The following is a 26,537-nucleotide window of genomic DNA, read 5'->3' as shown; positions in this document are numbered from 1 at the left end:
TTGATTGTTGTTTAAAAAGTGTTTTAAAAATTCTGTTTTTATAATTTTTAATCAATAAAATTACAGTATTGTTTAATTATGTGTAAAAATATAACTATTTAACAATGTGTTGTAATAAGCATACTTAAAATTTTTACTTTTATTAACTTTTAATTAATTAATCATTTTATGAAAAAAATTACTTTACTAATTGCATTCTTACTCTCCGTTATTACGGTTGGGTATGGGCAGACGGTACTGGTTGATCCTTCAGGTGATGGAGGCTTCGCTAACGGAGCTACGTTTACCGCAAACGGATGGACCGCTTCCAATTCTGCCAACAACCCCTGGTATGTAGGGTCTGTTGCTGCTCAGGGTTCTTTGACCGGCAATGTTGCTTATGTATCAAGTACATCGGGTACAACGCATGCTTATGACAATGCTGCCCCATGTACTAATTACTTTTACAGGGACATAACTGTACCTGCAGGTGAATCAAAAATTCAATTAAGTTTTAATTGGTATGGTCAGGGAGAAAGTACCTGGGATTTATGGCAGGTATTTATTGCACCTACAACAATAACACCTGTTGGTGTTAATACTCATCCTGGAAGTGGGGCTACACTAGTTCCGGCAGGAATTTCCGGAGCTACCTTTATAGGCAACGGTAACCTTCAGGGAACTTCTCAGACAGCAAATTATTATCTGCCTTCATCTTTGGCAGGCACAACTTTCAGGCTTATTTTTAGCTGGAAAAGTGATACAAGTGACGGAGCTCAGCCTCCTGCAGCTATTGATAATATTTCTTTAACTTCTAGTCTTCCTGGAAATTTTGTTTCAGTTGCATCAGGAAACTGGTCTTCTCCATCTACATGGAATCTAAATGCTGTACCTACAACTTTTGATAGTAGTGTTACAATTGCGGCTGGGCATACTGTTACAATTGATGCTGCTGGTCAGGGTTCGCCAAATACAACTGTAAATGGTGTTTTAAATTATGGTTCTACACCATCATCTTTTACAATTGCGGGCAATCTTAATGTTGGTGCCGCAGGAGCTGTAAATGTTTACGAAGGAACAACAGGAAAAACCTTGTTTGTATCAGGTAATATTGTGAATGATGGCTCTATGAACGTTTCTGTAGGTTCAACTTCAAGTGGTAATCTTACATTTAACGGATCTGGAGTTCAAACTTTAAGTGGAACCGGATCTTTTGTTAATAATGTAATTAGAAATCTTGTTTTTAATAATACGAGTCCATCTATACCAAATATTAACTGGCAGTTTAACAACTTAAGTGTTGATTATAATCTTAATATTTCTAATGCTAAAATAAACTTAGGTTCTAATAAGCTTACTTACGGAACAAGTGCTACTTCAGCAGGAAATACTTTTACAATTACCAATGGAGGCTTTATGCCGGGAGGTAAATTTGTAAGATGGTGGACGGCTTCAGGAACTGGTTATACAACTTCAGGGCCTACATCTGTTCCTTCTTCTTCTTCAGGCAGATATCCTTTTTATACTGCAGGTGGTTCACAAAGAATTTTACTTTTAGGAAGAACTACTCCAACAGCAGGAGGTACTTATGGAGTTACCTATAATGAGGTTGCTGGATTAACATATGGCTTAAGCATTGCTGACGGAGCTTATACTGTTACCGACAGAACAAATAGTAATTTTGTGGTAACTACAGAGGGCAATCCAACAGCAGAAGCTTCTGCATGGGTAACAATATTTGCGCCAGGTGCTTACTATCCTATAAACTCTAACAGTAGAGTAGTTGGGCAGAATGCGGCATTAAGTGGTACCAATGTAGCTACAGGTTCGTTGGCAGCTGCTCAAAGAAGTAATATATCTATTGCAGATTTAACCTCTTCTACAGGTTTATACTTAGGTGTAAACGCTGCAGATGTGCCATTTACAAGCGTATCAAGTGGTGACTGGAATTCAGCCGCAACCTGGAATAAAGGTACTGTACCTGCTTGTAATGACGTTGTTGTTATTGGCTCTGGTATGACTGTTACAGTAAATTCTGCCGGAAATAATGCAAAAAATGTTAGTATAGCTTCAGGTGGAACATTAGTTGTTTCTTCAGGAGATCTAACAGTTGGCTGTACGTTATTTAATAATACACTTACAAATAGCGGTACACTTACAGTTACAGGAGGTACACTTACAATTAATGGTAATTTAAATAATACTTCGGGTTCTATTTTCAACCAAAGTGGCGGAGATATAATTGTTGATGGAAATGCAGCCGGAGATGCAGCAAATTCAGTTGCATCAGGAACATCAATTGTTCAGTTAAGCTCACAATTTATAAACTGGACTGGCGGTACATTAACTATTGTTGACCCTCACGCTAACAGCTCGTCTTCAAATACAATTACTTATACAAACAGTACACAGAATGTAGATGTTACAACAGGTCATACATTACGTTTAGGTAATGGTACATCAACTGATGCAGGAGGCTCTACTTATGGTTTCCGCATAAATACTTTTGCAGGTTCAAACAGAATTACATTTAATAATATAATTATAGATTCTGGCGCAGGTACTAACAGGTTCATTACATCTTCTTATGACTATGGTATAAACGGTAATTTAACTGTTAATGCTAATAGTGAGTTTCGTGATAATGGTAAAGTAGTACGTGTTGCAGGAAATATAGTTAATAACGGTTTATTTGTAAATACCGGAACTCTTAGTTTAGCAACCTTTTTAAATGGAACTGCTGCTGCAGGTACAAATGCTCAAACAATTTCAGGAACCGGAATTTTTGCAAATAACGAAACACCTGCATCTGTTACGGCTAATTTAAATTCATTAACTGTAAATAATTCCAATGCATCAGGAGTTACATTAAGTGTTCCTCTTTCAGTTAGTGGTACGCTTACTTTAACATCAGGTATGGTTAATACTTCGAATGTAAACTTACTTACTTTAGGAACTGCTACAGCTCAGGGATCATTATCAGGCAGCAGTGCTACTGCTTATGTTAACGGACCTTTAGCAAGAACGATTGCTTCAGGAAACGCAAATACTAATTATATTGCTTTCCCGGTTGGTAAAGCTGCTTTTGCTCCTGTTTTCCTTGCTCCCACAACTACTGAAGTAACGGTAATGAAAGCAGAAGCTTTTGATAGTAATACAGGAACATTAGACCCTTCTATTATTAATCTAACTGCAGACAGAAGATGGGAAACACCTGTTGTTTCAGGTGTTATTACCGATATTAAAGTGAGAGTTGGTGATGCAAATATTGTAGCAACAAGTATTCCTGTAATGGCTGCTGCTGCAGATGGTGCTTATGCAAGTTCTTTTGGAAGTATCGCTACCTTTACAGCTGGTACTCCAAATACTACACAGTCTAATAATGCTTTAGCTGCAGCTAATTTTACAGGATTCCTTTCTTTTGCTGATTCTAATAGCTGTTCAGGTACTCCGGCTCCCGGAAATACTATTGCATCAGCAAATAATATCTGTCAGGGAACTTCAGTAACTTTTTCTACACAGAATACTACTGCCGGTTCAGGAGTTGTTTATCAATGGCAGAGTTCTGCTGATGGCGTTACTTATACTGATATTGAGAATGCAACTAACGCAACATATACAACTGTTCCAACAGCTGCACTATATTACAGAGTAAATGTTACTTGTACAGATGGTCCTGCAACCGGAACCTCTGCTCCGGTACAAATAACATTCCCTAATGGCGTTACAGATTCTACAGGGGCTACAAGATGTGGAGCAGGTACTGTTGTTTTAAATGCTTCAGGAACTGCTAATGCAACTATAAAATGGTATGATGCTATTACAGGTGGTAACCTTTTAGGATCTGGCACTGCATTTACTACACCTACTATAAATTCAACTACAACTTTTTACGCATCTGCGGTTACTTCAAGTCCGGGTTCTATAACAACCGGTACAGATACAACTTTAACAGGTGATACAGAACAGCCAACAGCTTTTTGTAACCGTTGGAGTGGCTATAAAATGCAAATTTTATATACAGCCAATGAACTTGAAGCTTTTGGGCTTAGTGCAGGTAATATAACATCTCTAACATTTGATATTACAACATTAGGTGATGGTGCCAGTAATGATAACTTTACTGTTAGGATGGGACCGGGTACAGGCAATTCAATTACATCTTCAACATTTGTAACTGAAGGTCTTACTACTGTGTATGGTCCACAAACCTATACCCATACGGCTTCAGGACTTCAAACGATTACATTTAGTACACCTTATGCATGGGATGGTACATCATCTATATTGATAGAAGTAAGTCATGATGGTGCTAATGATATTAATAATGCACGTACCTATTATACTGCTACTACGGCTAATATGTTGCTTTATGCAACAAATACAACTGCAGAAACAGGCACTCTTTCAACTAAAAGGTTGAATGTTATGCTAGCGGGCCAGATTGGATGTGGTTCAGCAAGGGTTCCGGTTTTAGCTACGGTAAATACACCGCCAGCTTTAACATTAAGCCCTGATCCTGCAGTAATTTGCGAAGGTCAGTCTACTACAGCGGTAACAATTTTAACAGGTGCTGCGGATTATGATACTTATGTATGGACACCATCAGCTGGTGTTACAGGAACTGCTGCAACAGGATGGGTGTTTAATCCTACAACTTCTACAACGTATACATTACAGGCTTCTCAATCTTCAGGGGCTTTATGTAATGCAGAACCTGTAGTGGTAAACGTTGGTGTAAATCTACAGCCTTCAGCGGCAATAACAATTACGCCTGCAACATCAGTTTGTCAGGAATCAACCCAGCCTCTTACATTAACTAATGCTGTTGGGGCTTTATCTGCTGCTATAGGTAATGGTACAACAGCTCCTGGTACAACATCTTATCCAAATCCGTTTAGTGCCTACTATGGTGGTACTAAAACGCAGATATTGTTTACAGCAGAAGAGCTTAACGCTCAGGGTTTAATGCCAGGCTCAACAATAAGTACACTTTCTTTTGATTTTAATGCTTCAGAAGCAAACACATTAAATGATTTCAGGATAAAAATTGGTACAACTTCTAATCAGAACACAACAGGTGGTTTTGTTTCTTCGGCTACATTAACAACTGTTTATAACATGAGTTATACTCCAACAGATGGAGCTACAGGATTAGTACCATTTACGCTTACTACTCCATACATATGGACTGGAGGCAACCTTATTGTCGAAATAGCCCATAATCAGGGTAATAGTGGTAACGGTAGTGGTACCACAACCAATACTACAGAAACAACATTTAATAGTGTATATACAGGAGCAAAGGATAGTGTTACTCCTGCTGGTCTTGAGAGTTATGATGCTCTTACTAGTTTTAGTATAGATTCTGCATCTAATTTAAGGCCTAATATAGTTTTTGGATTCAATCCAAACAATACTGTTGTGTGGTCTCCTGTCACAAATCTATTTACTGATGCAGCTGCTACTGTGGCTTATACAGGACAAAGCGTTGCGACAGTTTACACTAAACCTACTGCAGATATTACATATAATGCAACTGTAACTACTGCATTAGGTTGTGAGAGAGTTAAAACAGTTGATATTACATTAGTAATTACACCTGCTCCTACAGTTGCTGCACCTATACAGGAAGTATGTAATGCAGGTACTATTGCAGACCTAATGGCTACTGGTACAGCAATTAAATGGTATGCTGCAGCTACAGGCGGCAATGCTTTAGCATCTACAACAGCGTTAGTAGATGATACTCCATATTATGCATCTCAGACCGTTAATGGATGTGAGAGCGTACTTAGAACTATGCTTACTCCTAATATTACTATAGTTGCTGCTCCGGCAATCGAAAATGCAGAGCAAACATTTTGTAATTTAGGTACAGTGGCGGATTTAATGCCTAATGATGATAACATTAACTGGTATAATGTAGCAACAGGTGGCACTGCTTTAGATCCTGCTGCTACTTTGGCAAGTGGTAATTACTATGCTTCTCAAACAGTAGATGGATGTGAGAGTGCAGCAAGAACTATGGTTGCTGTTACAGTTAATGTAACTGCTGCTCCAACAATTGATAATGCAGAACAAACATTCTGTAACTCAGGAACAGTAGCAGACCTAATGCCTAATGGCGAAGGTATTACATGGTATGATGCTGAAACAGGTGGTAATGCTTTAGATGCTTCTGCTGCTCTTGTTGACGGAATGTCTTACTATGCTTCACAAACAATTAATGGTTGTGAAGGGCTTTTAAGAGGTATGGTAACAGCTAACATTAATGTAGTTGCTGCTCCGGCAATTGATAATGCAGAACAAACATTTTGTAATTCAGCTACAGTGGCAGACTTAATGCCTAATGGTGCTGAAATTATGTGGTATGATGCTGAAACAGGAGGAAATGCTTTAGATGCTTCTACTGCTCTTGTTGACGGTATGATGTATTATGCTTCTCAAACGGTTGACGGATGTGAAGGTTTAATAAGAGGTATGGTAACAGCTACTATTAATGTTACTGCTGCTCCAACAGGTGATGATGAGCAGGAATTCTGTAATTCTGCAACTATTGCTGATCTTATGGTTACAGGCGATAACATTACATGGTATGATGCTGAAACCGACGGAAATATGCTTACAGCAGAAACTACTCTTGTTGATGGTACAATGTACTATGCTTCTCAGACTATTAATGGTTGTGAAGGGATGACAAGATTAGGTGTAACTGCAGTTGTATATAATGTAGTTGCCGATGCTCCTGAAAATGTAAATGAATGTTCAGAGTATACACTTCCTGAATTGGTTAGTGGTGCTTACTTTACTGAAAGTAATGGTCAGGGAACTGAAATTGCTGCAGGTACTGTTATAACTGAAGATACTACATTATATGTATATGCTGAAGAAGGTGTGAATGTTGTATGTTCTGATGAAAATATGTTCACTATTACTATAGCAAATGTACCGGCTCCTACAGGAGAGGCTACACAAACTATTAACGGTGATGTAGCGTCAGATGTTACAGTTGAAGATCTTATGGCTGGTCTGATTGAAGGAGGAACAGTAACATGGTATGCATCTGAAGAAGATGCTATGGCTGGTACTAATCCTTTATCTTCAGATATGCAGCTTACACAGGGTACAACATATTATGCTACGCAGACGGTAGGTAACTGTACAAGTACAGGTATATATACTGTAATGGTAGATATTGTACTTGGAAGAGAAGGTTTTGATGTTAAAGCATTTGATTTCTATCCAAACCCGGTTAAAGATGTATTAAACCTTTCTTACTCTACAGAAATAACTTCTGTTACGGTATTTAATTTATTAGGACAATTGGTTGTTAATCAAAATCCTAATACTGCAGAAGTTAAGTTAGATATGTCTTCTCTTGCAGATGGTGCTTATGTGGTTAATGTAACTGCAGGCAATACTGTAAAAACAATTAAGGTTATTAAAAAACAATAATTGAATATGACCGAAAGATAATTCTTAAGGTTAAAAATTAAAGCCACCATTTTATGGTGGCTTTTTTATTTTTAAGAGTAACTTTGTTAAAAAATTGAACTCATGTTATTGTCATTAATTATTCCTGTATTCAATAGGCCTGATGAGATAGAAGAACTTTTGGAAAGCCTTACCCTGCAAACATTTAAAGGTGAATATGAAATTGTAATTATTGAAGACGGCTCTGCTATCGACTGCAAAAATGTAGTTGACAGGTATGCTGACAGACTAAATATATCATACTACTATAAAGAAAATAGTGGCCCTGGTGATTCGAGAAACTATGGGATGAGAATTGCTAAAGGTGATTATTTTATAATATTAGATTCGGATTGTATAATTCCTCCTCATTATCTGGAAAGTGTAAACAAAAATCTCGTGAATAATTATGTAGATTGTTTTGGTGGGCCTGATGCCGCATTGGATTCTTTTAGCGAGGTTCAGAAAGCAATTAACTTTTCTATGACATCATTTCTTACTACAGGAGGAATAAGAGGAAACTCTGAAACGATAGAGAAATTTCAGCCGAGAAGTTTTAATATGGGGCTTTCTAAGCAGGCTTTTGAAGCATCCGGTGGTTTTGGCCATATACACCCGGGAGAAGATCCTGATTTGTCTATAAGATTATGGAAGCTTGGATATGCGACCAAATTGTTTACAGATTCTTTTGTATATCATAAAAGAAGAATAGACTGGGAAAAATTTAAAAAACAGGTAAATAAATTTGGTAAGGCAAGGCCTATACTGGATTTATGGCATCCTGAATATAAAAAAGTCACTTTTCTTTTTCCTTCTTTTTTTATACTTGGATTGGCAGGTTCTCTTATCTTATTGTTAATTAATGTGTATTTCTTTCTATATCTTTATATTTTGTACATAGTTTTGATATTTAGTGTATCATCAGCTCAAAATAAAAGTATAAAAATAGGGGGACTGTCTGTTATTGCAGTATTGATTCAGTTTTATGGATATGGCAGCGGGTATTTAAAATCATTTATATTGGTTCATGTTTTAAAAAATGATCCAAAAAAAGCTTTCCCTGAATTATTTTTTAAGTAATGGCAACAAAACTTATTGGACTTACCGGAGGAATTGGTAGTGGAAAAACAACCATAGCCAACTTTTTTAAATCCAAATGCGTCCCGTTATACATAGCTGACGAAGAAGCTAAGGCAATATTATTTACACCGGAAGTTATTAAAGAGGTAAAAGAAGCTTTTGGAGAATCTGTTTTTACCGATGGGCTTCCGGATAGGGCAAAAATTGCTGCACTGGTTTTTAAAGAACATGACAAGCTTCAAATTCTTAATGGTATTATACATCCGAAGGTCCTAAAGCATTTCAAAGCCTGGATGAAGCAGCACAGCAACGCTAAATTTATAATTCGTGAAGCTGCAATACTATTTGAGAGTGGGAGTTATAAAGACTGCGATAAAATAATACTGGTTACTGCACCAAAAGAGGTAAGAATAAAACGTGTGATGGAAAGGGATAATACTACCAGAGAGAAAGTTTTGGAACGTATGACAGCTCAGTGGGATGATGAAAAAAAGGCTGCTTTAAGTGATTTTATTATTATTAATGATGATTTAAAAACAGCACTTAATAAAGCAGACGAAATCCTTAAAATTCTAAATAAAATGGAAAAATAAGGACTGATGTTAATGTTTGGTTAATATATTTAAGCTTTAAATGTTAAAATGTTAATTTTGTATCGATGAATAAGACAAGGTTTCGCTTACTGGTTTTTTTTATGAGTTTATCTCTTGTAGGTATAATACTGGTACAGCTTTATTGGGTAAATTCATCTTTAAAAACAAGTGGTGAACAATTCCAATATAATATACAGGAAGTCCTTGAAAAAACATCATTTAAAATAAGGGCAGAAGAAGAAGAAAAATTTAGAGAGATCTTTGAGAATTATGAAGATAGTACAGGGCACAAGCCTTCACGGGTAGATTTATATTCCTTATACGAATACAGTAAGAATAAAGATCTTTCGAACGTTATTTATTCTGACCGTTTAACAGGAAAAGATTATAGGGATATTAGCTTTGACAGTCTGGGAGATAAAGAAAAAAAAGTTCCTGAACAAAAACTAAACACCGGTAAGAGTATATCGGGGAAAGAGGCTAATAGTATTGAACAGGCAAGAGTAGTTAAAGAAAAGCTGTATTTAAGAGACTTTGGAGAGTATAATTCAGTTGAATCGTGGCTTTCTACTGAAAAAGTTCGTGAAATGATAGCGAAAGAGCTTGAAGACAAAAAGGTTGGTATAGATTTTGAGTTTGCTATATTCAAGAATGATATGCCTACAAAAATAAAGTCGAAGAATTTCAGCTATCTTGAAAATATCCAGGATCATAAGATTTTCGAAGATGATGAAGGTCCAAGATTTGCATTATTAATAAATTTTCCCAAAAAGGAAACATTTTTGTTTCGGTCAATATTTGGTATTACATTGTTGTCTATAATATTTACCCTGATTATCATAATTGCTTATTTAAGCGCTATTAATCAGTTGATAAAACAAAAACAGATATCAGAAATAAAAACTGATTTCATTAATAATATGACACATGAGTTCAAAACGCCTATTGCAACAATTAACCTTGCATTGGATGCTATAAAGAACCCAAAAATATTTAATGATGGTGAGAAGGTACAGCGCTACCTGCAAATGATAAGGGACGAGAACAAAAGAATGCATGCCCAGGTTGAAAATGTACTCCAGATTTCTAAACTGGACAGAAAAGAACTTGAGATTACCAAAGACCAGGCAGACATTCATGATATTATTGAAGAGGCAATAGAACATGTATATTTAATTATAGAAGCAAGACAGGGAAGCCTAACAAGACATTTTGATGCACAGAGAACAACTGCATTGCTAAATGATGTACATTTTACAAATGTTCTTGTTAATATTTTAGATAATGCTATCAAATATTCTCCTGATGAGCCCGTTATAGATATTTATACTGAGAATGTAAAGGATTTTATTCTTATTAAAATAAAAGATAACGGATTAGGTATGTCTAAAGTTACTCAAAAGCGGATTTTTGAGAAGTTTTACAGAGAGCATACAGGAGATATACATAATGTGAAAGGGCATGGCTTAGGACTGGCCTATGTTAAAAGAATTATAGAAGATCATAATTGCCACATTTATGTGGAAAGCGAGAAAGGAAAGGGGAGCACCTTTATAATAAAAATGCCATTAATTAATTAAAAAAAATATGGAAGAAGCAAACAAAAAGATTCTCTTAGTTGAGGACGATCCAAACTTTGGGGCCGTACTGAAAGACTATTTGTTAATCAACGATTTTGATGTTACACTAGCTAAAAACGGAATGGAAGGTTTCGAAAAATTCAAGAAGGATAATTTTGATCTGTGTATTCTTGATGTTATGATGCCTTACAAAGACGGATATACACTTGCAAGGGAAATAAGAGAAAAGAATAAGGAAGTGCCTATCATTTTCCTTACGGCAAAATCTATGAAGGAAGATGTTTTAAAAGGTTATAAAGTTGGAGCGGATGACTACCTTAATAAACCTTTTGACTCTGAAGTCCTGCTGATGAAAATTAAAGCAATTATTCAGAGAAAAGCATCGGAAACAAAAACTGATAACTCTAAATTTGAATTCCAGATCGGTAAGTTTCACCTTAATTCAAAATTAAGATTTCTTACTTTTGATAATGATGAACCAATAAAATTATCACCTAAGGAAAATGAGCTGCTAAAAATGCTTGCACTTCATGAAAATGATTTAATGCCAAGAGAATTAGCACTTACAAAAATATGGAGAGACGATAACTACTTTACTTCCAGGAGTATGGATGTTTACATAGCAAAGCTTAGGAAATATCTGAAACCGGACGAAGATGTAGAAATACTGAATATCCACGGTGAAGGCTTCAGACTTGTTGTTAAGAACAAGGTAGCTGAAGAAAAATAATAAAAATGCCCCTGATAACAGGGGCATTTTTATTTCCAGTTCAACTCGAGTGCAAAACTTGGTTTATCTTCTTTGCTGACCGAGAAAAATGTTTGATTATCCTCAGTCGCGGTATGTATTTTTATTTCATCTCCAAGCATAAGTTCACGCATATAATTCATATCAAAACTTTTTAGCTGCTGTTTTAGAACAGGACGTGGATCTACAGTATCAAGGCACCATTCAAGGTACTTTACATTGTTAGCATGAGAAACAATATCAAGATCAGAAAATACTACTTTCTTTTCCATTGCAAGGGAAATGTTGTCTCGCAAAAGGTTTATCCTTTTAAATGACTCTTTTGTAGATTCTTTTTCAGGGAATTTTTCAAAATGCTCATGAGGCAAAGCTAAAGCTTCAGCTTTTCTCAGTTTTGTATTAAAAACTGCCCAGTAGCTAACGGAGCCTGCTATCTTTTTTTCGCCTATGTACATTTCAAGTGCACGTATAGAGCGTGAACCCTGAAGATCATATATCCAGGTTTTTACGGTAACTGTGTCACGCCACTTAGGCAATTCATCAATTTCAACACGCATACGGCTTAAAACCCAAGCCTGATCATGCTCCTGCATATCGGTAAAGCTCAATCCGCCCAGTTCAGCATGTGAGCCGGCTGTAAGCTGTAATAAGTTACATAGTTCGGTATGTTTAAGTAACCCGTTTGGTGTGCATTGCAAAAAATTTATTTCCCAGTCCTGTGAATATACCGATGTAAATTTGCTAGATATTGGCATGCGTTTGTGTTTCTATGTAGTTAATAATTTCATCAGGTGGTGTTGTAAAATTAAACCATTTTGCGGCTTCATTGCGTTTAAACCATGTCATCTGCCTCTTAGCAAAACGACGTGTATTTTTCTTTATTTCTTCAATAGCAAAGTCCCTTGAAAACTCCCCGTCAAAATAATTAAACAATTCCCGGTAACCTACGGTTTGAAGTGCATTTAATTTTTTATTTGGGTATAGTTCCCGTGCTTCCTCTTCAAGGCCTGATTCAATCATAATATCAACCCGTTGGTTAATCCTGTTATACATAATTTCCCTGTCAGCTTCAAGTCCAATTACTATAGAAGTAAAGTTGCGGCTGTTTTTTTTTATATTGAGAAAAGAGGAGTAAGGCCTGCCGGAACCTATACAAACTTCAAGGGCTCTCATAAGCCGTTGCGGATTTTCTTTTGCTACGTTCTCATAATGTATGGGATCAAGTCTTTCGAGTTCCTGCTGAAGATATTGAATCCCAAATTCTTCATATTTTGCAATTAATTGCTCTCTTACTGATATATCGATATCCGGAAAATCGTCAAATCCTTTTAGTACGGCATCTATATATAACCCTGATCCGCCTGCCATAACTGCATAATCGTTGGCTGCGAAAAGCTCATCGAGTTTGTTTATGACTTCACGTTCAAAATCACCAACAGTATATTCTTCAAAGATGCTTTTATTTTGTATAAAATGGTGTTTAGCCGCTTTAAGTTCTTCTTTTGAAGGTACGGCAGTACCAATAGTCATTTCTTTAAAAAACTGCCGGCTGTCAGCTGAAATAATATCACATTTAAAATGACTGGCTATTTCTATACCAAGCGAAGTTTTTCCTATAGCTGTAGGGCCAATAATTGTAATAAGATTTTTTTTTGGAGAAAGCGCACTCATTGAAATTGTACTGAAGAATGATAAAATTTATTACTCAGTTCGGTGAAAACAGCTGTTTATAAACAAGCAGTATCAAAAATAAAGAAACTATCAGAGGTGCACTATTTTTAAGCCTCTCTTTTTTCGTAAATAACTTTGGATGATCTTTTTTGCATCCTTATTATTTTCCATCGGAATAAGAATGTTTTTAAGAATATCTATTTTTGTTACCTGATAATTTAAATTGAAAAAAGCATAACCTTTGTAAGCTCCTTTTTCTATAAGCACTGCACTTCTTTCATCTATAGTGCGGCCTCTGTCTATAATTATCATGCTTTGGTTATGAAAACTATTATTATTTATAAATTCCATAACACGAACATTGTAATCCTGTGGAGTTTCTTTACCAATACAGGCACCATTGCAATTATTCAGTTCATAAGCAAAGCAGTGTGGCTTGTCATTACCCGAAATTTCAATTTCATTGATTTTTTGGCAAAGCCTATATTTATCAATAATTGCAAAAAAGGCATTTCTTCCTTCAACAATGCCCGGAAAAGAAACTATTTCTTTTTTACGATTGTCGGTTTTTTGTATTTTAAGGCAAATGTAGCCATGTTCGTCTTTTTCGGCATAAAGTGACCAGGGGAAAACAGTTTTTTTAAGCGCACGGTTATAAACAGGCTTATTTACTTTTATTTCCTGGCATTCTTTAAGTAAGGCAATCAATTCGCTGCCAGTTTCTTCATATTGTACCGAAAAAGCCTCACGCTGTAGCTTTTTTGATTTTCTGGCAACACTGGTAAAATGCTGATTAACTCTTTTTTTAATATTCTTGCTTTTACCAATGTAAATAAGATCGCCATTTTCTTTATAAATATAGTACAGCCCGGTAACTGAAGGAAGTCTTTCAACCAGATCCATAAGTTTTGGTGAAATTCCTTTTTTTGTTTCCGTTTTTATAAGGCTGGTAAGTATTTCTTTTTCTGTGTCTTTAGAGAGTAGCAGTTTAAATAACTGAACAGTAGCCATAGCATCCCCGGTAGCACGGTGTCTGTCGCTCATAGGAATTCCTAATGCACGAACCAGTTTGCCCAGGCTGTGTGATTTTTGTTCAGGCAATAATTTTTGAGAAAGTTCTACGGTACAAAGTGTTTGCTTTTCAAAGTCGTATCCAAGATTTTTAAATTCTGTTCTTAACACCCTATAATCAAACTGCGCATTATGTGCTACAATAATACACCCTTCGGTTATTTCTATAATGCGCTTTGCCACTTCATAAAACTTAGGTGCACTAAGCAGCATGGCATTATTTATACCGGTTAGTTTTACAACAAATGGCTGAATGGTTTTTTCAGGGTTTATAAGGCTTATGAACTGGTCTACTACTTCATGCCCATCAAACTTATAAATGGCAATTTCGGTAATCCCTTCTTCATTATACTGTCCGCCAGTAGTTTCTATGTCAAGTATCGCGTACAAAAAAAAGTTTACGGTTTAGGGTTATAGGTTTAAGGGTACAAAGTACGTAAATTTAAACTATTCTGTTAGGTTCAAAATTATTAAAATAAATTATCTGTGTCCAAAAATGCTGCTGCCTATGCGCACCATGGTACTGCCACATTCTACAGCAATAGTATAATCTCCGCTCATGCCCATAGATAAAGTTGACAGTTGACAGTTATGCGTTGACAAGGCACTTAAGCTGTTAAAAATAGTTTTTAAATGCATAAATTCTTTTCGTATCTGATCTTCGTTTTCAGTAAAAGTTGCCATTCCCATAAGTCCTGTAACTTTTATATTTTGAAATAGCTTAAATTCATCCGAAGATAAAAGTTCATTCAATTCTTTTTCATCCATCCCAAATTTTGTTTCTTCTTCAGCAATGTGTATCTGTAATAAACAATTAATAACACGATTATTCTTCTTTGCCTGTTTATTTATTTCTGCCAATAGCTTCAGGCTGTCAACACCATGTACTAGGCTCACAAAAGGTGCCATGTATTTTACCTTATTGGTTTGTACGTGACCTATCATGTGCCATTCGATATCCTTAGGCATCTCCTCATATTTACCTGCCATTTCCTGAATTTTATTCTCTCCAAAAATGCGTTGTCCGGCATTGTAGGCTTCCATAAGGTCGGGTACAGGTTTGGTCTTGCTTACCGCTACAAGAGTTACGTAAGGTGGTAAGGAAGATTTTATTTCATTAAGATTAGATTCTATCGACATGGTCTATTTAATTTATTTATATCTCATACATAACCAGCCCACTCCTAAATTTAGGCTCAATATATGTGCTTTTTGGCGGCATAATAAGGTTATTGTCAGCAAGGTCTTTTATTTCATTAATACTTGCAGGAAACAGCATAAAACCAACTTCAAATTCAGTTTCATCAATCATTTGTTTTATGGTAGTAATAGGTCTGCTGCCGGGTATGTATTCTATTCTTGTATCATTACGAAGATCGGTAATTCCTAATAATGGATGAAGCACTTTTTCATAAAGTATTTGTGCATCCAATGCTTCAAGAACGGAGTCAAATTTTGTATCTTTTAATTTTAATGCATAAAACTCACCATCCAGATACATCCCGAAGCTAAATTTTTCTTCGGGTTTCCAAAGTTCCTGGGCTTTATTTTCTACTATAAAATCTTTTGCAAGTGCATTGATGAACTGGTTTTTTGTCAACCCGTTCAGATCGTGTATAATCCTGTTATATTCGTATATTTTAAGATCATTTTCAGATATCAGAAAGCTCATAAAATAGTTGAGGTTTTCATTTCCCGATGCTTTATCCTGTTCATATAGCATTTCCGCAGATGCAGACCTATGATGGCCGTCTGCTATATACAGGCTTTCTATATTTTCAAATTGCTTTTGAAGCCATTTAATTTCGCCTTCATCTTTAATACGCCAAAGTACATGTTTTTCCCTGTTTAAAGATGTAAACAAATAAAGCGGACGCTTCTGTTTTTTTACAGCTATCCATTGTTCTAATTCCGGGTTTTCAGGATAGGTTATCAGTACAGGTTCTGTATTAAAACCTGTTAAATGTAAATAATCTTTAAAATATTCTACACGATAAGGCAGGGTGTCTTCGTGTTTTTTTATTACATTATTTTTATAATCATCTATAGATGTGCCTGCAATTATTCCTGTATATGTTCTGTTTTTACTTTGTATTTCATAAAGATAAAATACAGGCGTAGCTTCTTTTTTTAGTATTTGTTCATCTTTATATTCTCCATATTTAGTATTAACCGATTTAAACCTTACAGGAGCTGCAATTTTTTGCATATTCATGTAGGCAGGTTTTAATATGTGAAGAAAAGAGAACGGATTATAATCCAGTTGTGAAGCCAGTTCTGCAGGGCTGTATTCGTCATACGAGCGCGATGTAACAAGGCTTACTTTATCGCGTGCCGGTCGAACTGCCTTAAAAGGAACTATTTTTGCCAATTGTTATTGTTGTTTAAAAAGCACTGTCATTCTTATGAAGAGGGGGAATCTGAAGAGGTTCTTCATTTCCATTGCACTTCACTAAGAATGACAGAACATATTGTTTAAGTAACCTAAACTATTTAGTAAACATTGCTGCTACTTTCTCCGCCTTTTTACTCTCTTTATAGTCATAAAAACCTTCGCCTGATTTAACCCCAAGTTTACCTGCCATTACCATGTTTACAAGTAGTGGGCACGGAGCATATTTAGGATTTTTAAATCCGTCATACATTACGTTAAGAATAGAAAGACAAACATCAAGGCCGATAAAGTCAGCAAGCTGTAACGGGCCCATTGGGTGTGCCATACCAAGTTTCATTACCGTGTCAATTTCATAAACTCCCGCAACACCGTTATAAAGTGTCTCGATAGCTTCATTGATCATCGGCATAAGGATACGGTTTGCTACAAATCCGGGGTAGTCGTTAACCTCTACCGGAACTTTACCCAATTTTTCAGAAAGATCCATGATAGCTTTAGTAACCTCGTCAGAAGTATTATAACCACGGATAATCTCAACAAGTTTCATAATAGGCACCGGATTCATAAAGTGCATACCAATAACTTTATCCTGCCTGTTTGTTACAGCAGCGATTTGTGTTATAGAGATAGACGATGTATTTGTAGCAAGAATAGTTTTCTCGTCACAAAAATCACTAAGATCTTTAAAGATACGCAGTTTAAGTTCAACGTTTTCAGTAGCAGCTTCTACTACAAGGTCAGCATTAATCACACCGTCTTTAATATCAGTATAGGTAATAATGTTACCTATAGTTTTTGCTTTGTCTTCTTCGGTAATAGTGCCTTTAGCAACCATGCGGTCAAGGTTGGCAGCAATGGTAGCCATACCTTTATCTAACGATTTTTCAGAGATATCAATCAGTTTTACGCTAAATCCGCTTTGTGCAAAAGTATGGGCAATACCATTACCCATTGTTCCTGCACCTATAACTGCAATGTTTTTCATTTTGTTGTTGTTTGTATGTAGGGTTTGTTTGTTCTCTATTTTTTAAAACAATTAATAATTTGATGTGCAACTCTAAGAGCTTCAGTACCATCTTCAAGTGTTACAATAGGTGTAGTATTATTGTTTATGGCATCGGCAAATGTTTCAAGCTCATCTAATATAGCATTATTGGCATACACATCGGGATTATCAAAATAAATCTGTTTTTTAATGCCTTCAGCATTTTGAAGTATCATATCAAAATCTCCAGGTACTTCCGGAGCATCTTTCATTTTTACTACCTCACATATTTTATCCAGAAAATCTACAGAAATATAAGCGTCCTTCTGAAAAAAACGTGATTTACGCATGTTCTTTAATGAAATGCGGCTTGAGGTAAGATTGGCTACACAGCCATTTTCAAACTCAATGCGGGCATTGGCAATATCTGGAGTATCACTAATAACAGAAACCCCGCTTGCATTAATTAATTTGACTCTAGATTTTACAACGCTTAATATAACATCAATATCATGTATCATAAGATCTAATACTACAGGAACATCTGTACCACGCGGATTAAACTCCGCAAGCCGATGTGTTTCTATAAACATTGGGTTTTCAATTTTTTCTTTTGTCGCTATAAATGCCGGATTAAAGCGCTCTACATGACCTACCTGTCCCTTTACGTTATATTGTTTAGCCAGCAGTATTAATTCATTAGCTTCCTCAAGGGTATTGGAAATAGGTTTTTCTATAAAAACGTGTTTTCCTGCCTGTATGGCATCTTTTGCACAATCGTAATGAGAGAGAGTAGGAGTTACAATATCTACAACATCTACGGCTTGTATAAGTTCATTTATAGTTTCAAATTTATAGTAGCCAAATTCTGCTGCTACCTTATCTGCGTTTTCGCTGTTAGGATCATAAAAACCTACAAGATCATATTTTTCAGACTGGTTTAGCAATCTCAGGTGTATTTTTCCGAGGTGACCAGCGCCCAATACGCCAACTTTTAGCATGAGAATATATTTTAAAAACAAAAATACTACTATTTGGTTTGATATAACAAAAAGCTTCGGTCAAAAAAGCTTCTTTCTTTTATAGCCATTAAATATTTGGTTTAAGAAGATTTTAAGATTTGAAAATGTCATATTGTTTTCTATTTTTACAGAAATTAATACCCTTACCATTGAAAGATACAGCCAAACATCAAGGACTTCGAAATCAGCTTTCAGCAGTACTTGAGCAGAAGGGCATTACAGATAAAAATGTTCTTGAGGCAATAAAAAAAGTACCGCGCCATCTTTTTTTAAATTCCAGTTTTGAAGATTATGCCTATCAGGATAAGGCTTTTCCTATCGGGGCAGGCCAAACTATTTCACAACCTTATACAGTTGCTTTTCAATCTCAATTGCTACAGGTAGAAAAAGGGCATCAGGTACTTGAAATAGGAACCGGTTCGGGTTATCAAACGGCTGTTTTATGTGCTATGGGCGCGAAAGTGTATAGTATAGAAAGGCAAAACGAACTGTTTAAATCTACTTCTTTGTTGCTTCCTAAATTAGGTATCCGCCCTAAACATCTGTCATTTGGCGATGGTTATAAAGGGTTGCCTAATTTTGCGCCTTTTGATAGTATTATAGTAACGGCAGGAGCACCTATAATTCCTAAGCCGCTTTTAGCACAATTAAAAATAGGAGGAAGGCTGGTTATACCTGTAGGTGAAGATCCGCAGATAATGACAATGCTTATCCGTAAAAATGAAACACAGTTTGAAAAGCATGAATTTGGAGAATTCAGATTTGTGCCTCTGCTTGAAAATAAAAATTAAAAAGCCTCATAGAGGCTTTTTTACTTGTATTCTTTTTTAATCCTGTCAATATCACGTTTAGTATCGCGTTCTTTCATTGTTTCGCGCTTGTCGTAATTTTTCTTACCGCGACATAGTCCTATATCAAGCTTAGCTATACCTTTTTCGTTTGTAAAAAGTTTTAAAGGAATAATAGTTAAACCTTTATTCTGAACACTTTTTAAAAGGCTTTTAAGTTCTTTTTTATTAAGTAGCAGTTTTCGCTCGCTTTTAGGTGCGTGGCTAAAATTACGGCTATAAGCATACTCTTCTATATTAGTATTAATTGCAAAAAGCTCGTGTCCGTGAAATTCGCAAAAACTTTCGGCAATAGAAGCTTTCCCCAAACGAATGGATTTTATTTCGGAGCCGGCAAGTACAATACCCGCTGTAAAGGTTTCAATTATTTCATAATCAAACCTGGCTCTCTTATTTAATATGTTAATCGTTTTTTGCATAAGGTTTGCAAAGGTAAGTACAATAGTTTAATGCTACAACTGTAAGATAAGTTACAATTAATATAAATTTTGCATGTTTTTGATTTGTTATTCAGTATAGAAAATGCTTATTTGCTACATTTACACTATGGAAAAGAAAATTTCTAATGATCCGCTGCATGGTGTTACACTTAAAAAGATAATGGAAGATCTTGAAGCTTTTTATGGGTTTGATACTTTAGGCGAACTTATAAAAATTAAATGTTTTAATGATAATCCTAGTGTAAAATCCAGTCTTACCTTTTTGCGTAAAACCGATTGGGCCAGAAAAAAAGTAGAGGAATTATATATAAGAACTCTCCCTAAATTAAAAAATCTTCCTTAAGGAAGATTTTTTAATTTATTCTGTAACTGTTATAGTCTTAGTTATAGGCGCATTTGCATTAGCAGTGAGAAATTTTAATTCATATACTCCTGCTGTTGTTGCGGTAAAGGTATAAGGCTCAATTGAAACTTCTTCGGTAGGAGGGCAGTCACATCCTACATAATCTACCAGTAATTTAATTTCTTTTGGAAATGTATCGGTTTCAGTAAAACGGTTAAACTGTCCGCAGGTTCCCAGTGGAATATAAGACACATTTAAAGTAATAGGTGTGTTTACAGTAGTTGTTTCGGGACCGCTTACAGATTTTGGTTCAGTATATCTTGAACTGAAACAATAATTGTCGTTATCATCTACAGAGCATGCGGCACCAATGCCTGACAATACTACTAAAAGTGTGATGAATTTAAATTTTATAGTTTTCATATTGCTTTGTTTTTATATAGATGAAAAGATGAAAACAGGGTTGCGTGGCAAACGCAAATTTAACGCATTATCTGTATAGAAAAACCGGCATTATATTCACTGTCAGGTTTTAAATTCACAATTCCTTCTTTTTCATTAAGTATTCCTGATGAATTATAGCTGTCTGAAAACCCCTGCCAGGGTTCAATGCATATAAAAGGAGCATTTTTTTTAGTCCATATCCCCAAATGGGGAAAATCTTTAAAACTAACTTTTATAACTTCTTTGTCGTTCTTATTTATCGCTATAGTTTTAGATTTTAAACCTTTAAATATTAGGGCGTCATTTTCAAATAACTTATAAGATAAAGGAAGTTTACCATTATTTGTTTTAATTACTATTTCTTTATCAGAAATCAGATCATTCTCAAGCTGACTGCTTTTTAACGTTTCATTCTCCTGAAACTGCAGATTATAATCTTCAAAATTACCCGGTAAAGCAAATGCAGGATGCGCGCCTAAAGAAAAGAGCATGGTTTCTTTTCCTGTATTTTTTACTTTGTAATCTAAAAACAGCGTGTTTTCTTTTAAAGTATATTTTAATTCTAATTCAAAATTGAAAGGGAACTGCTTTTTAGTTTCCTCGTTAGATGTAAAACCAAAAGTAACGCTTCTGCTATCATGATCTTTAACCACAAATTTGTTATCTCTTGCAAATCCATGACGTGTTATGTTGTATTGCTTATCATTATATTCGTAGGTATTATTTTTCAGAGTACCTACAATAGGAAATAAGATAGGAGAGTGCTTACCCCAAAAATCAGGATTACCTTCCCATATATATTCGTTTTCATTGTCTTTTAATGATGTAAGCTCTGCACCCATAGGATTAATATGGGCCGTAAGGTTATGGTTGGTGATAGTAATATTCAACGTAATAGTTATTTAGAGTGCTATTTGTTTCTTTTCAGCGAGAGCTTTGATTTTTTGCGAAGCTGTCTCACCAAAGTTATTACTTTCATCGTAATATTTATCACCTTCAGTAAGTATTGCAAAATCCCCTATTTCTATACCCAGCCAGGTATATCCGTTCTCATCTACGGTAAGCGAATATGTGTAGCCTATGTTAGATATATTTTCATCATTCCAGGTAGGCACATATAGTGAATAGCGTAGTTTTTTATTAATTTCAAATTCTACTACGCTTAGTTTTGCCATTCCCGGCCATTCTATAACTGTAGCAGGGTGTATTTCATAATCACCAAAATCTTCAGGTAATTTATCCCATTTTCTTATATATTCGGGTGTAGTAAGCACTTCCCAAACCCTTGTAACAGTTGCATCTATTCTAATATTGTTTTTTGTAATAAGTGACTTCATAGCTTGTAATTTTTTAGTTTGTACCTTAAAATTACAAAATCACGTACCCAATATTGAGTTAATTAACAACCCTTTAGTTATTGATATTATTTGCCTTTTAGAAAATCAATTACTCTTTTATCTACTTCTTCAGTCCGGTCTATGGTTAAAAAATGGCCTGCTGCTTCAATTACTGCGCCTTGGGAGCCGGGAATTTTTTCTGCCGCAATAGCTACAATTTCTATAGGATTTAAAATATCATGATCACCGACAAGTACCAAAACCGGCAGTGTTAAACTTTTTAAATCTTCATCACTAAACGGAACCATAGAAAAAAAGTCTAATTTGGTTTTACTGTATTTATTGCCTAAATAGATTTGATTTTTAACAGCAGGATCTATTTTTTCCGGATATAAAGAAAAATCGTTTATCAGTTTCTTTAAGCGCTTATGATTAGGTGCAATTTTAAAGTTGGCTGCATTTATAAGGTCAGTATTCATACTTATATTCCTAAAGGTCTGTACCGGTGCCAGTAGTAATAATTTTTTTACCCTTTCTTTATGGTGTATGGTATACAGTGTTGCAAGCCACCCTCCGCGGGATGTCCCTAACAGATTAATATGGTTTATTTTAAGACCATCAAAAATTTCATTGTACCATTGTACAATTTCTTCATCGCTGAGGCCTTGATTTTCTTTAAGAACAGACTTGCCAGCTTCCATAATATAGTCTATGGCATATACCCTGTAGTTTTTGCTGTATGATTTTATATTAGGATACCACATAGTAGAAGAGGCATCCATACCATGAAGCAATACTAAGGGTTCGCCGTTTTCAGGGCCGCTAATAATAATATGAGCTTTTCCTAAACTGGTTTCAATATCTTTCTCTATATAGGGCACAGGCCATAGTTTCAGGCTTTTATTATAAGCAGCTATATATTTTAGTTCCTCACTTCTGTTTTTAAAAAGATCACTATTGCTTTTTTGCTTTGCTGAACCACAGGCTATCAATAGAAAAGGTAAAAGAATGAGTAATATGCTTCTCCTAATATTAAGCTTCATCTTTAGTTCTTTTTATAAGTCCTATTCCTGAAATAAAAAATATTAGCCCAAGTACTCCATATATTGCGGTGGTCTTGATATTTTGCTCACCGGTAGAAGTATTTGCAAATATATAAGCGGCATAAATCAGGCTTACAATACCCAAAATGGTTAGTATAGCTCCAAAAACTCTTTTTAAGTTCATATCTGTATTTTTTTAGTAATAGTTATACAAATTTGACTATAAATTAGATATTATGCAGAGTGTTTAGATAAATATTAACATGAAATATAATTATATGACTTTTGCTTTATGAAAGTATCAATGATTTAAGGAGATTGTAAAAATCCTATAAAATAATAGCTACAAAATTATTCTTAAACAAAAGTTATATAGTCATAAAGTTCTATAACGTAATGATTTAAATTATGAAATTGCAGTGTTGTTTGAGAGAAGATTAATTTAAACACCTTGCAATTTATGAAGCCACTATACTATTTACTTTTGCTGATAGCTTTGTTTGTTTTTGGCTATCTTATCATAAACGATTTTAATTTTGATAATATAACTTTTAGCGATTATCTTATCAATACACTATTCTTTTTGCTACTATCCTGTTTAGTAGTTGCTATTGTAGGTTTTTTTGTATCGAGAAAGCGCAGGCATCTTACCAAAGATGTTATGACCATAAGACAGTATTATGAGTATAAAAGTGCTCGTTAAAAATATAATATCTGAGGGGCTAAATAAAAACCCACGCTTTTGCGTGGGTTTTTATATTTATAAAAATTCCTGAAATTATTGATTTACAAGATCACTTTGATTTCTGAAAACCAGATTACCATCAAAGCTATCCAGAAGTATAATGCTGTCTGTGGTTACTTTGCCCGAAAGTATTTGTTTAGACAATTCATTCATTACCTCTTTTTGAATTACACGTTTTACAGGTCTTGCTCCAAAATCCGGATCGTAGCCTTTTTTAGAAAGGTATTCTATAGCTTCCGGCGTAGCATCCAGCGTTATATTTTGCTGTGCAAGCAGTTTGGTAACCGATTTTATCTGAAGACCTACAATCTCTTTAATATTTTCAGAGCTTAAAGGTGTAAACATTACAATATCATCTATACGGTTTATAAATTCCGGACGCACAGTTTGTTTCAGTAACCCCAGCACTTCAGTTTTGGCAGCCTCAATAGCGGCTTCTGTATTACCTTTCAGGTTTTCAAATTTTTCCTGAATTATAGCACTGCCCATATTTGAGGTCATAATTATAATTGTGTTTTTAAAATCAGCCACTCGGCCTTTGTTGTCTGTAAGCCTGCCTTCATCCAATACCTGTAATAAAATATTAAATGTATCCGGGTGGGCTTTCTCTATCTCATCTAAAAGCACTACAGAGTAAGGTTTTCTCCTTACGGCTTCTGTAAGCTGTCCGCCTTCATCATATCCCACATATCCCGGAGGCGCTCCTACCAGGCGACTCACACTATGGCGTTCCTGATACTCGCTCATGTCAATACGTGTCATGGCATTTTCATCATCAAACAAATAGGAGGCAAGGGCCTTTGCAAGCTCTGTTTTACCTACACCGGTAGTACCTAAGAAAAGGAATGAACCAATTGGTTTCTTTTGATCCTGTAATCCGGCACGGCTTCTTCTAACAGCATCACTTACAGCTTCTATAGCTTCTTCCTGACCCACAACACGTTTGTGTAATTCATCTTCAAGGTTAAGTAGTTTTTCACGTTCTCCCTGCAGCATTTTTGTAACTGGTATTCCTGTCCATTTTGCTACAACCTCGGCAATATCTTCGCGGGTAACTTCTTCTTTGATCAGGCTATGGCCATTTTGATTTTCGGCAAGCTGTTGTTCCATCTGGCTAAGCTTTTCTTCAGAATCTTTAATTTTACCGTATCGAAGTTCAGCTACTTTACCATAATTTCCTTCGCGTTCGGCACGTTCGGCTTCAAGTTTATAGTTTTCAATTTCTGTTTTAGCTGCCTGGATATTATCTACAACATCTTTTTCAGTTTTCCAGCGTGCATATATTTCGTTACGCTCTTCTTTGAGATTGGCGAGATCAAGGCCAAGTGATTTTAACTTACTTTCATCATTTTCTCGTTTTATGGCTTCAATTTCAATTTCAAGCTGCATGATCTTTCTGTCAAGTACGTCAAGCTCTTCGGGTTTGGAGTTAATCTCCATACGCAGTTTAGATGCCGCCTCATCCATAAGGTCAATCGCTTTATCCGGAAGGAAACGATTTGTAATATAGCGCTGAGATAATTCTACTGCAGCAATAATGGCTTCATCTTTAATACGTACCTGATGGTGGGTTTCGTACTTCTCTTTAATACCACGAAGTATAGATATCGCACTTTCGGTATCAGGTTCATCTACCATCACTTTTTGGAAACGACGCTCTAATGCTTTGTCTTTCTCAAAATACTTTTGATACTCGTCAAGGGTGGTTGCTCCTATGGCACGAAGTTCGCCAAGTGCAAGGGCAGGTTTAAGTATGTTTGCAGCATCCATAGCACCTTCTCCGCCACCTGCACCAACAAGGGTGTGAATTTCGTCTATAAAGAGTACAATGTCTCCTTCGGCTGAGGTAACTTCTTTTACTACAGATTTTAGCCGTTCTTCAAATTCACCTTTATATTTGGCACCTGCAATAAGAGCACCCATATCTAAAGAATAAACTACTTTATTTTTTAGGTTTTCAGGAACATCACCCTGAATAATACGGTGTGCTAAACCTTCGGCTATAGCTGTTTTACCAACTCCGGGCTCACCCACAAGCATAGGGTTGTTTTTAGTTCGGCGGGATAGTATTTGCAGCACACGGCGTATTTCTTCGTCACGGCCTATAACAGGGTCAAGTTTTCCGTCGTTAGCAAGCTGGTTAAGATTTTTAGCATATTTATTAAGTGAATTATAAGTTTCCTCTGCACTTGCAGATGTTACCCTTTCACCTTTGCGAAGTTCATCAATAGCAGATTTCAATGCTTTCTCTGTAACTCCCTGATCTTTTAATATCTGGGCAACCTTACTTTTTGATGCAAAAATAGCAAGCAATAAGTGTTCGATAGAAACAAATTCATCGTTCATTTTTCTGGCAATATTAGAGGCTTCATTTAACGCTGTTGATGCGTCTCGTGAAAGGCCCATTTCACCGCCAGATACTTTAGGAAAGCTTTGTAATGTGCTATCCAGTATTTGCTGGAAAAGCGGAAGGTTTACATTAAGCTTTTTTAAAAGAAAGGGTGTTACATTTTCATCTACTTCTAAAATAGCTTTGACTATATGTTCATTTTCAATCTGCTGGTGTCCATAACTTTGGGCAATCTGCTGTGCCCTTTGTATGGCTTCCTGAGATTTTATAGTAAAATTGGCAAAGTTCATATATTAATTTTTTTAATTTTGATAAGTGTATTTCAATTTACAGTCCAATATGAAAAATCTGACTAATTGTCTGATTTTGATTGGTTTCTTAATAATT

General features: G+C 35.6%; 22 protein-coding genes. 8 read left to right on the top strand and 14 right to left on the bottom strand.

What is annotated here, in order from left to right; genetic code table 11:
• Positions 1 to 168: 168 nt before the first annotated feature.
• The 5 genes from NHE85_RS00175 to NHE85_RS00155 all read left to right on the top strand — a co-directional run bounded on the left by NHE85_RS00175 (position 169) and on the right by NHE85_RS00155 (position 11,438).
• A complete protein-coding gene (locus tag NHE85_RS00175) occupies positions 169 to 7,437 on the top strand; it encodes a T9SS type A sorting domain-containing protein (RefSeq protein ID WP_252808559.1) in 7,269 nt (2,422 codons plus the stop codon).
• A gap of 102 nt (positions 7,438 to 7,539) precedes the next feature.
• Positions 7,540 to 8,535 carry a glycosyltransferase family 2 protein gene (locus NHE85_RS00170; RefSeq protein ID WP_252808557.1) on the top strand — a complete coding sequence of 332 codons (996 nt, stop codon included), beginning with the start codon at positions 7,540 to 7,542 and terminating at the stop codon, positions 8,533 to 8,535.
• Positions 8,535 to 9,128: a dephospho-CoA kinase gene (gene coaE, locus NHE85_RS00165; RefSeq protein ID WP_252808556.1), complete on the top strand. Its 594-nt coding sequence runs from the start codon at positions 8,535 to 8,537 to the stop codon at positions 9,126 to 9,128. The genes NHE85_RS00170 and coaE overlap by 1 nt, the downstream gene beginning before the upstream one ends.
• A 101-nt stretch (positions 9,129 to 9,229) precedes the next feature.
• Positions 9,230 to 10,708 (top strand): sensor histidine kinase, encoded by a 1,479-nt coding sequence (locus NHE85_RS00160; RefSeq protein WP_374676549.1) that lies wholly within the window; start codon positions 9,230 to 9,232, stop codon positions 10,706 to 10,708.
• Positions 10,709 to 10,715: 7 nt separating this feature from the next.
• Positions 10,716 to 11,438, top strand: coding sequence for a response regulator transcription factor (locus NHE85_RS00155; protein ID WP_252808552.1), 723 nt, complete (start codon positions 10,716 to 10,718; stop codon positions 11,436 to 11,438).
• Between the two features lie 29 nt (positions 11,439 to 11,467).
• On the opposite strand, the gene NHE85_RS00150 is transcribed toward NHE85_RS00155, so the two are convergent.
• From NHE85_RS00150 to NHE85_RS00120, 7 genes are all read right to left on the bottom strand, one after another.
• The gene (locus NHE85_RS00150) at positions 11,468 to 12,211 is read right to left on the bottom strand and encodes an acyl-[acyl-carrier-protein] thioesterase (RefSeq protein WP_252808551.1); all 744 of its coding nucleotides are present in this window, start codon (positions 12,209 to 12,211) and stop codon (positions 11,468 to 11,470) included.
• A complete protein-coding gene (miaA, locus tag NHE85_RS00145) occupies positions 12,198 to 13,127 on the bottom strand; it encodes a tRNA (adenosine(37)-N6)-dimethylallyltransferase MiaA (protein ID WP_252808550.1) in 930 nt (309 codons plus the stop codon). Before miaA ends, NHE85_RS00150 begins: the two co-directional genes overlap by 14 nt.
• Positions 13,128 to 13,217: 90 nt before the next feature.
• Complete coding sequence (locus NHE85_RS00140; protein WP_252808549.1) at positions 13,218 to 14,588, bottom strand: exonuclease domain-containing protein; 1,371 nt, start codon at positions 14,586 to 14,588, stop codon at positions 13,218 to 13,220.
• Positions 14,589 to 14,678: 90 nt separating this feature from the next.
• Positions 14,679 to 15,338: a YggS family pyridoxal phosphate-dependent enzyme gene (locus NHE85_RS00135; protein ID WP_252808548.1), complete on the bottom strand. Its 660-nt coding sequence runs from the start codon at positions 15,336 to 15,338 to the stop codon at positions 14,679 to 14,681.
• Positions 15,339 to 15,354: 16 nt separating this feature from the next.
• Positions 15,355 to 16,569: a DUF1015 domain-containing protein gene (locus NHE85_RS00130; RefSeq protein ID WP_252808547.1), complete on the bottom strand. Its 1,215-nt coding sequence runs from the start codon at positions 16,567 to 16,569 to the stop codon at positions 15,355 to 15,357.
• Between the two features lie 118 nt (positions 16,570 to 16,687).
• The gene (locus NHE85_RS00125; RefSeq protein ID WP_252808546.1) at positions 16,688 to 17,578 is read right to left on the bottom strand and encodes a 3-hydroxyacyl-CoA dehydrogenase family protein; all 891 of its coding nucleotides are present in this window, start codon (positions 17,576 to 17,578) and stop codon (positions 16,688 to 16,690) included.
• A gap of 35 nt (positions 17,579 to 17,613) precedes the next feature.
• A complete protein-coding gene (locus NHE85_RS00120) occupies positions 17,614 to 18,579 on the bottom strand; it encodes a Gfo/Idh/MocA family protein (protein WP_252808544.1) in 966 nt (321 codons plus the stop codon).
• A gap of 170 nt (positions 18,580 to 18,749) precedes the next feature.
• Here NHE85_RS00120 and NHE85_RS00115 point away from each other — a divergent pair, with 170 nt between their 5' ends.
• Positions 18,750 to 19,391 carry a protein-L-isoaspartate(D-aspartate) O-methyltransferase gene (locus NHE85_RS00115; protein ID WP_252808539.1) on the top strand — a complete coding sequence of 214 codons (642 nt, stop codon included), beginning with the start codon at positions 18,750 to 18,752 and terminating at the stop codon, positions 19,389 to 19,391.
• A gap of 20 nt (positions 19,392 to 19,411) precedes the next feature.
• Here the strand turns inward: NHE85_RS00115 and smpB are convergent, their stop codons facing one another.
• Positions 19,412 to 19,867, bottom strand: a complete 456-nt coding sequence (gene smpB / locus NHE85_RS00110; RefSeq protein WP_252808536.1) for an SsrA-binding protein SmpB — start codon at positions 19,865 to 19,867, stop codon at positions 19,412 to 19,414.
• 127 nt (positions 19,868 to 19,994) lie between these two features.
• Here smpB and NHE85_RS00105 point away from each other — a divergent pair, with 127 nt between their 5' ends.
• On the top strand, positions 19,995 to 20,231 hold the full coding sequence (locus NHE85_RS00105) for a VF530 family DNA-binding protein (protein WP_252808534.1): 237 nt from the start codon (positions 19,995 to 19,997) through the stop codon (positions 20,229 to 20,231).
• A gap of 15 nt (positions 20,232 to 20,246) precedes the next feature.
• On the opposite strand, the gene NHE85_RS00100 is transcribed toward NHE85_RS00105, so the two are convergent.
• From NHE85_RS00100 to NHE85_RS00080, 5 genes are all read right to left on the bottom strand, one after another.
• Positions 20,247 to 20,654 carry a hypothetical protein gene (locus NHE85_RS00100; RefSeq protein WP_252808532.1) on the bottom strand — a complete coding sequence of 136 codons (408 nt, stop codon included), beginning with the start codon at positions 20,652 to 20,654 and terminating at the stop codon, positions 20,247 to 20,249.
• Between the two features lie 59 nt (positions 20,655 to 20,713).
• The gene (locus NHE85_RS00095) at positions 20,714 to 21,565 is read right to left on the bottom strand and encodes an aldose 1-epimerase family protein (protein WP_252808530.1); all 852 of its coding nucleotides are present in this window, start codon (positions 21,563 to 21,565) and stop codon (positions 20,714 to 20,716) included.
• A gap of 12 nt (positions 21,566 to 21,577) precedes the next feature.
• The gene (locus tag NHE85_RS00090; RefSeq protein ID WP_252808528.1) at positions 21,578 to 22,012 is read right to left on the bottom strand and encodes a hypothetical protein; all 435 of its coding nucleotides are present in this window, start codon (positions 22,010 to 22,012) and stop codon (positions 21,578 to 21,580) included.
• Positions 22,013 to 22,098: 86 nt separating this feature from the next.
• The gene (locus tag NHE85_RS00085; protein ID WP_252808525.1) at positions 22,099 to 23,055 is read right to left on the bottom strand and encodes an alpha/beta fold hydrolase; all 957 of its coding nucleotides are present in this window, start codon (positions 23,053 to 23,055) and stop codon (positions 22,099 to 22,101) included.
• On the bottom strand, positions 23,045 to 23,239 hold the full coding sequence (locus tag NHE85_RS00080) for a hypothetical protein (RefSeq protein ID WP_252808523.1): 195 nt from the start codon (positions 23,237 to 23,239) through the stop codon (positions 23,045 to 23,047). Before NHE85_RS00080 ends, NHE85_RS00085 begins: the two co-directional genes overlap by 11 nt.
• 276 nt (positions 23,240 to 23,515) lie before the next feature.
• On the opposite strand from NHE85_RS00080, the gene NHE85_RS00075 reads away from it, so the two are divergent.
• On the top strand, positions 23,516 to 23,758 hold the full coding sequence (locus NHE85_RS00075; RefSeq protein WP_252808521.1) for an intracellular growth attenuator family protein: 243 nt from the start codon (positions 23,516 to 23,518) through the stop codon (positions 23,756 to 23,758).
• A 75-nt stretch (positions 23,759 to 23,833) separates the two neighbouring features.
• On the opposite strand, the gene clpB is transcribed toward NHE85_RS00075, so the two are convergent.
• Positions 23,834 to 26,440 (bottom strand): ATP-dependent chaperone ClpB, encoded by a 2,607-nt coding sequence (gene clpB, locus NHE85_RS00070; protein WP_252808520.1) that lies wholly within the window; start codon positions 26,438 to 26,440, stop codon positions 23,834 to 23,836.
• Positions 26,441 to 26,537 lie beyond the last annotated feature (97 nt).

This window comes from Flavobacterium sp. NRK1 (genome assembly GCF_024054175.1).
Classification (GTDB): Bacteria; Bacteroidota; Bacteroidia; order Flavobacteriales; family Flavobacteriaceae; genus Flavobacterium.
Note: the sequence above shows the minus strand (reverse complement) of the source record. Positions and strands in the feature narration are given on the sequence as shown.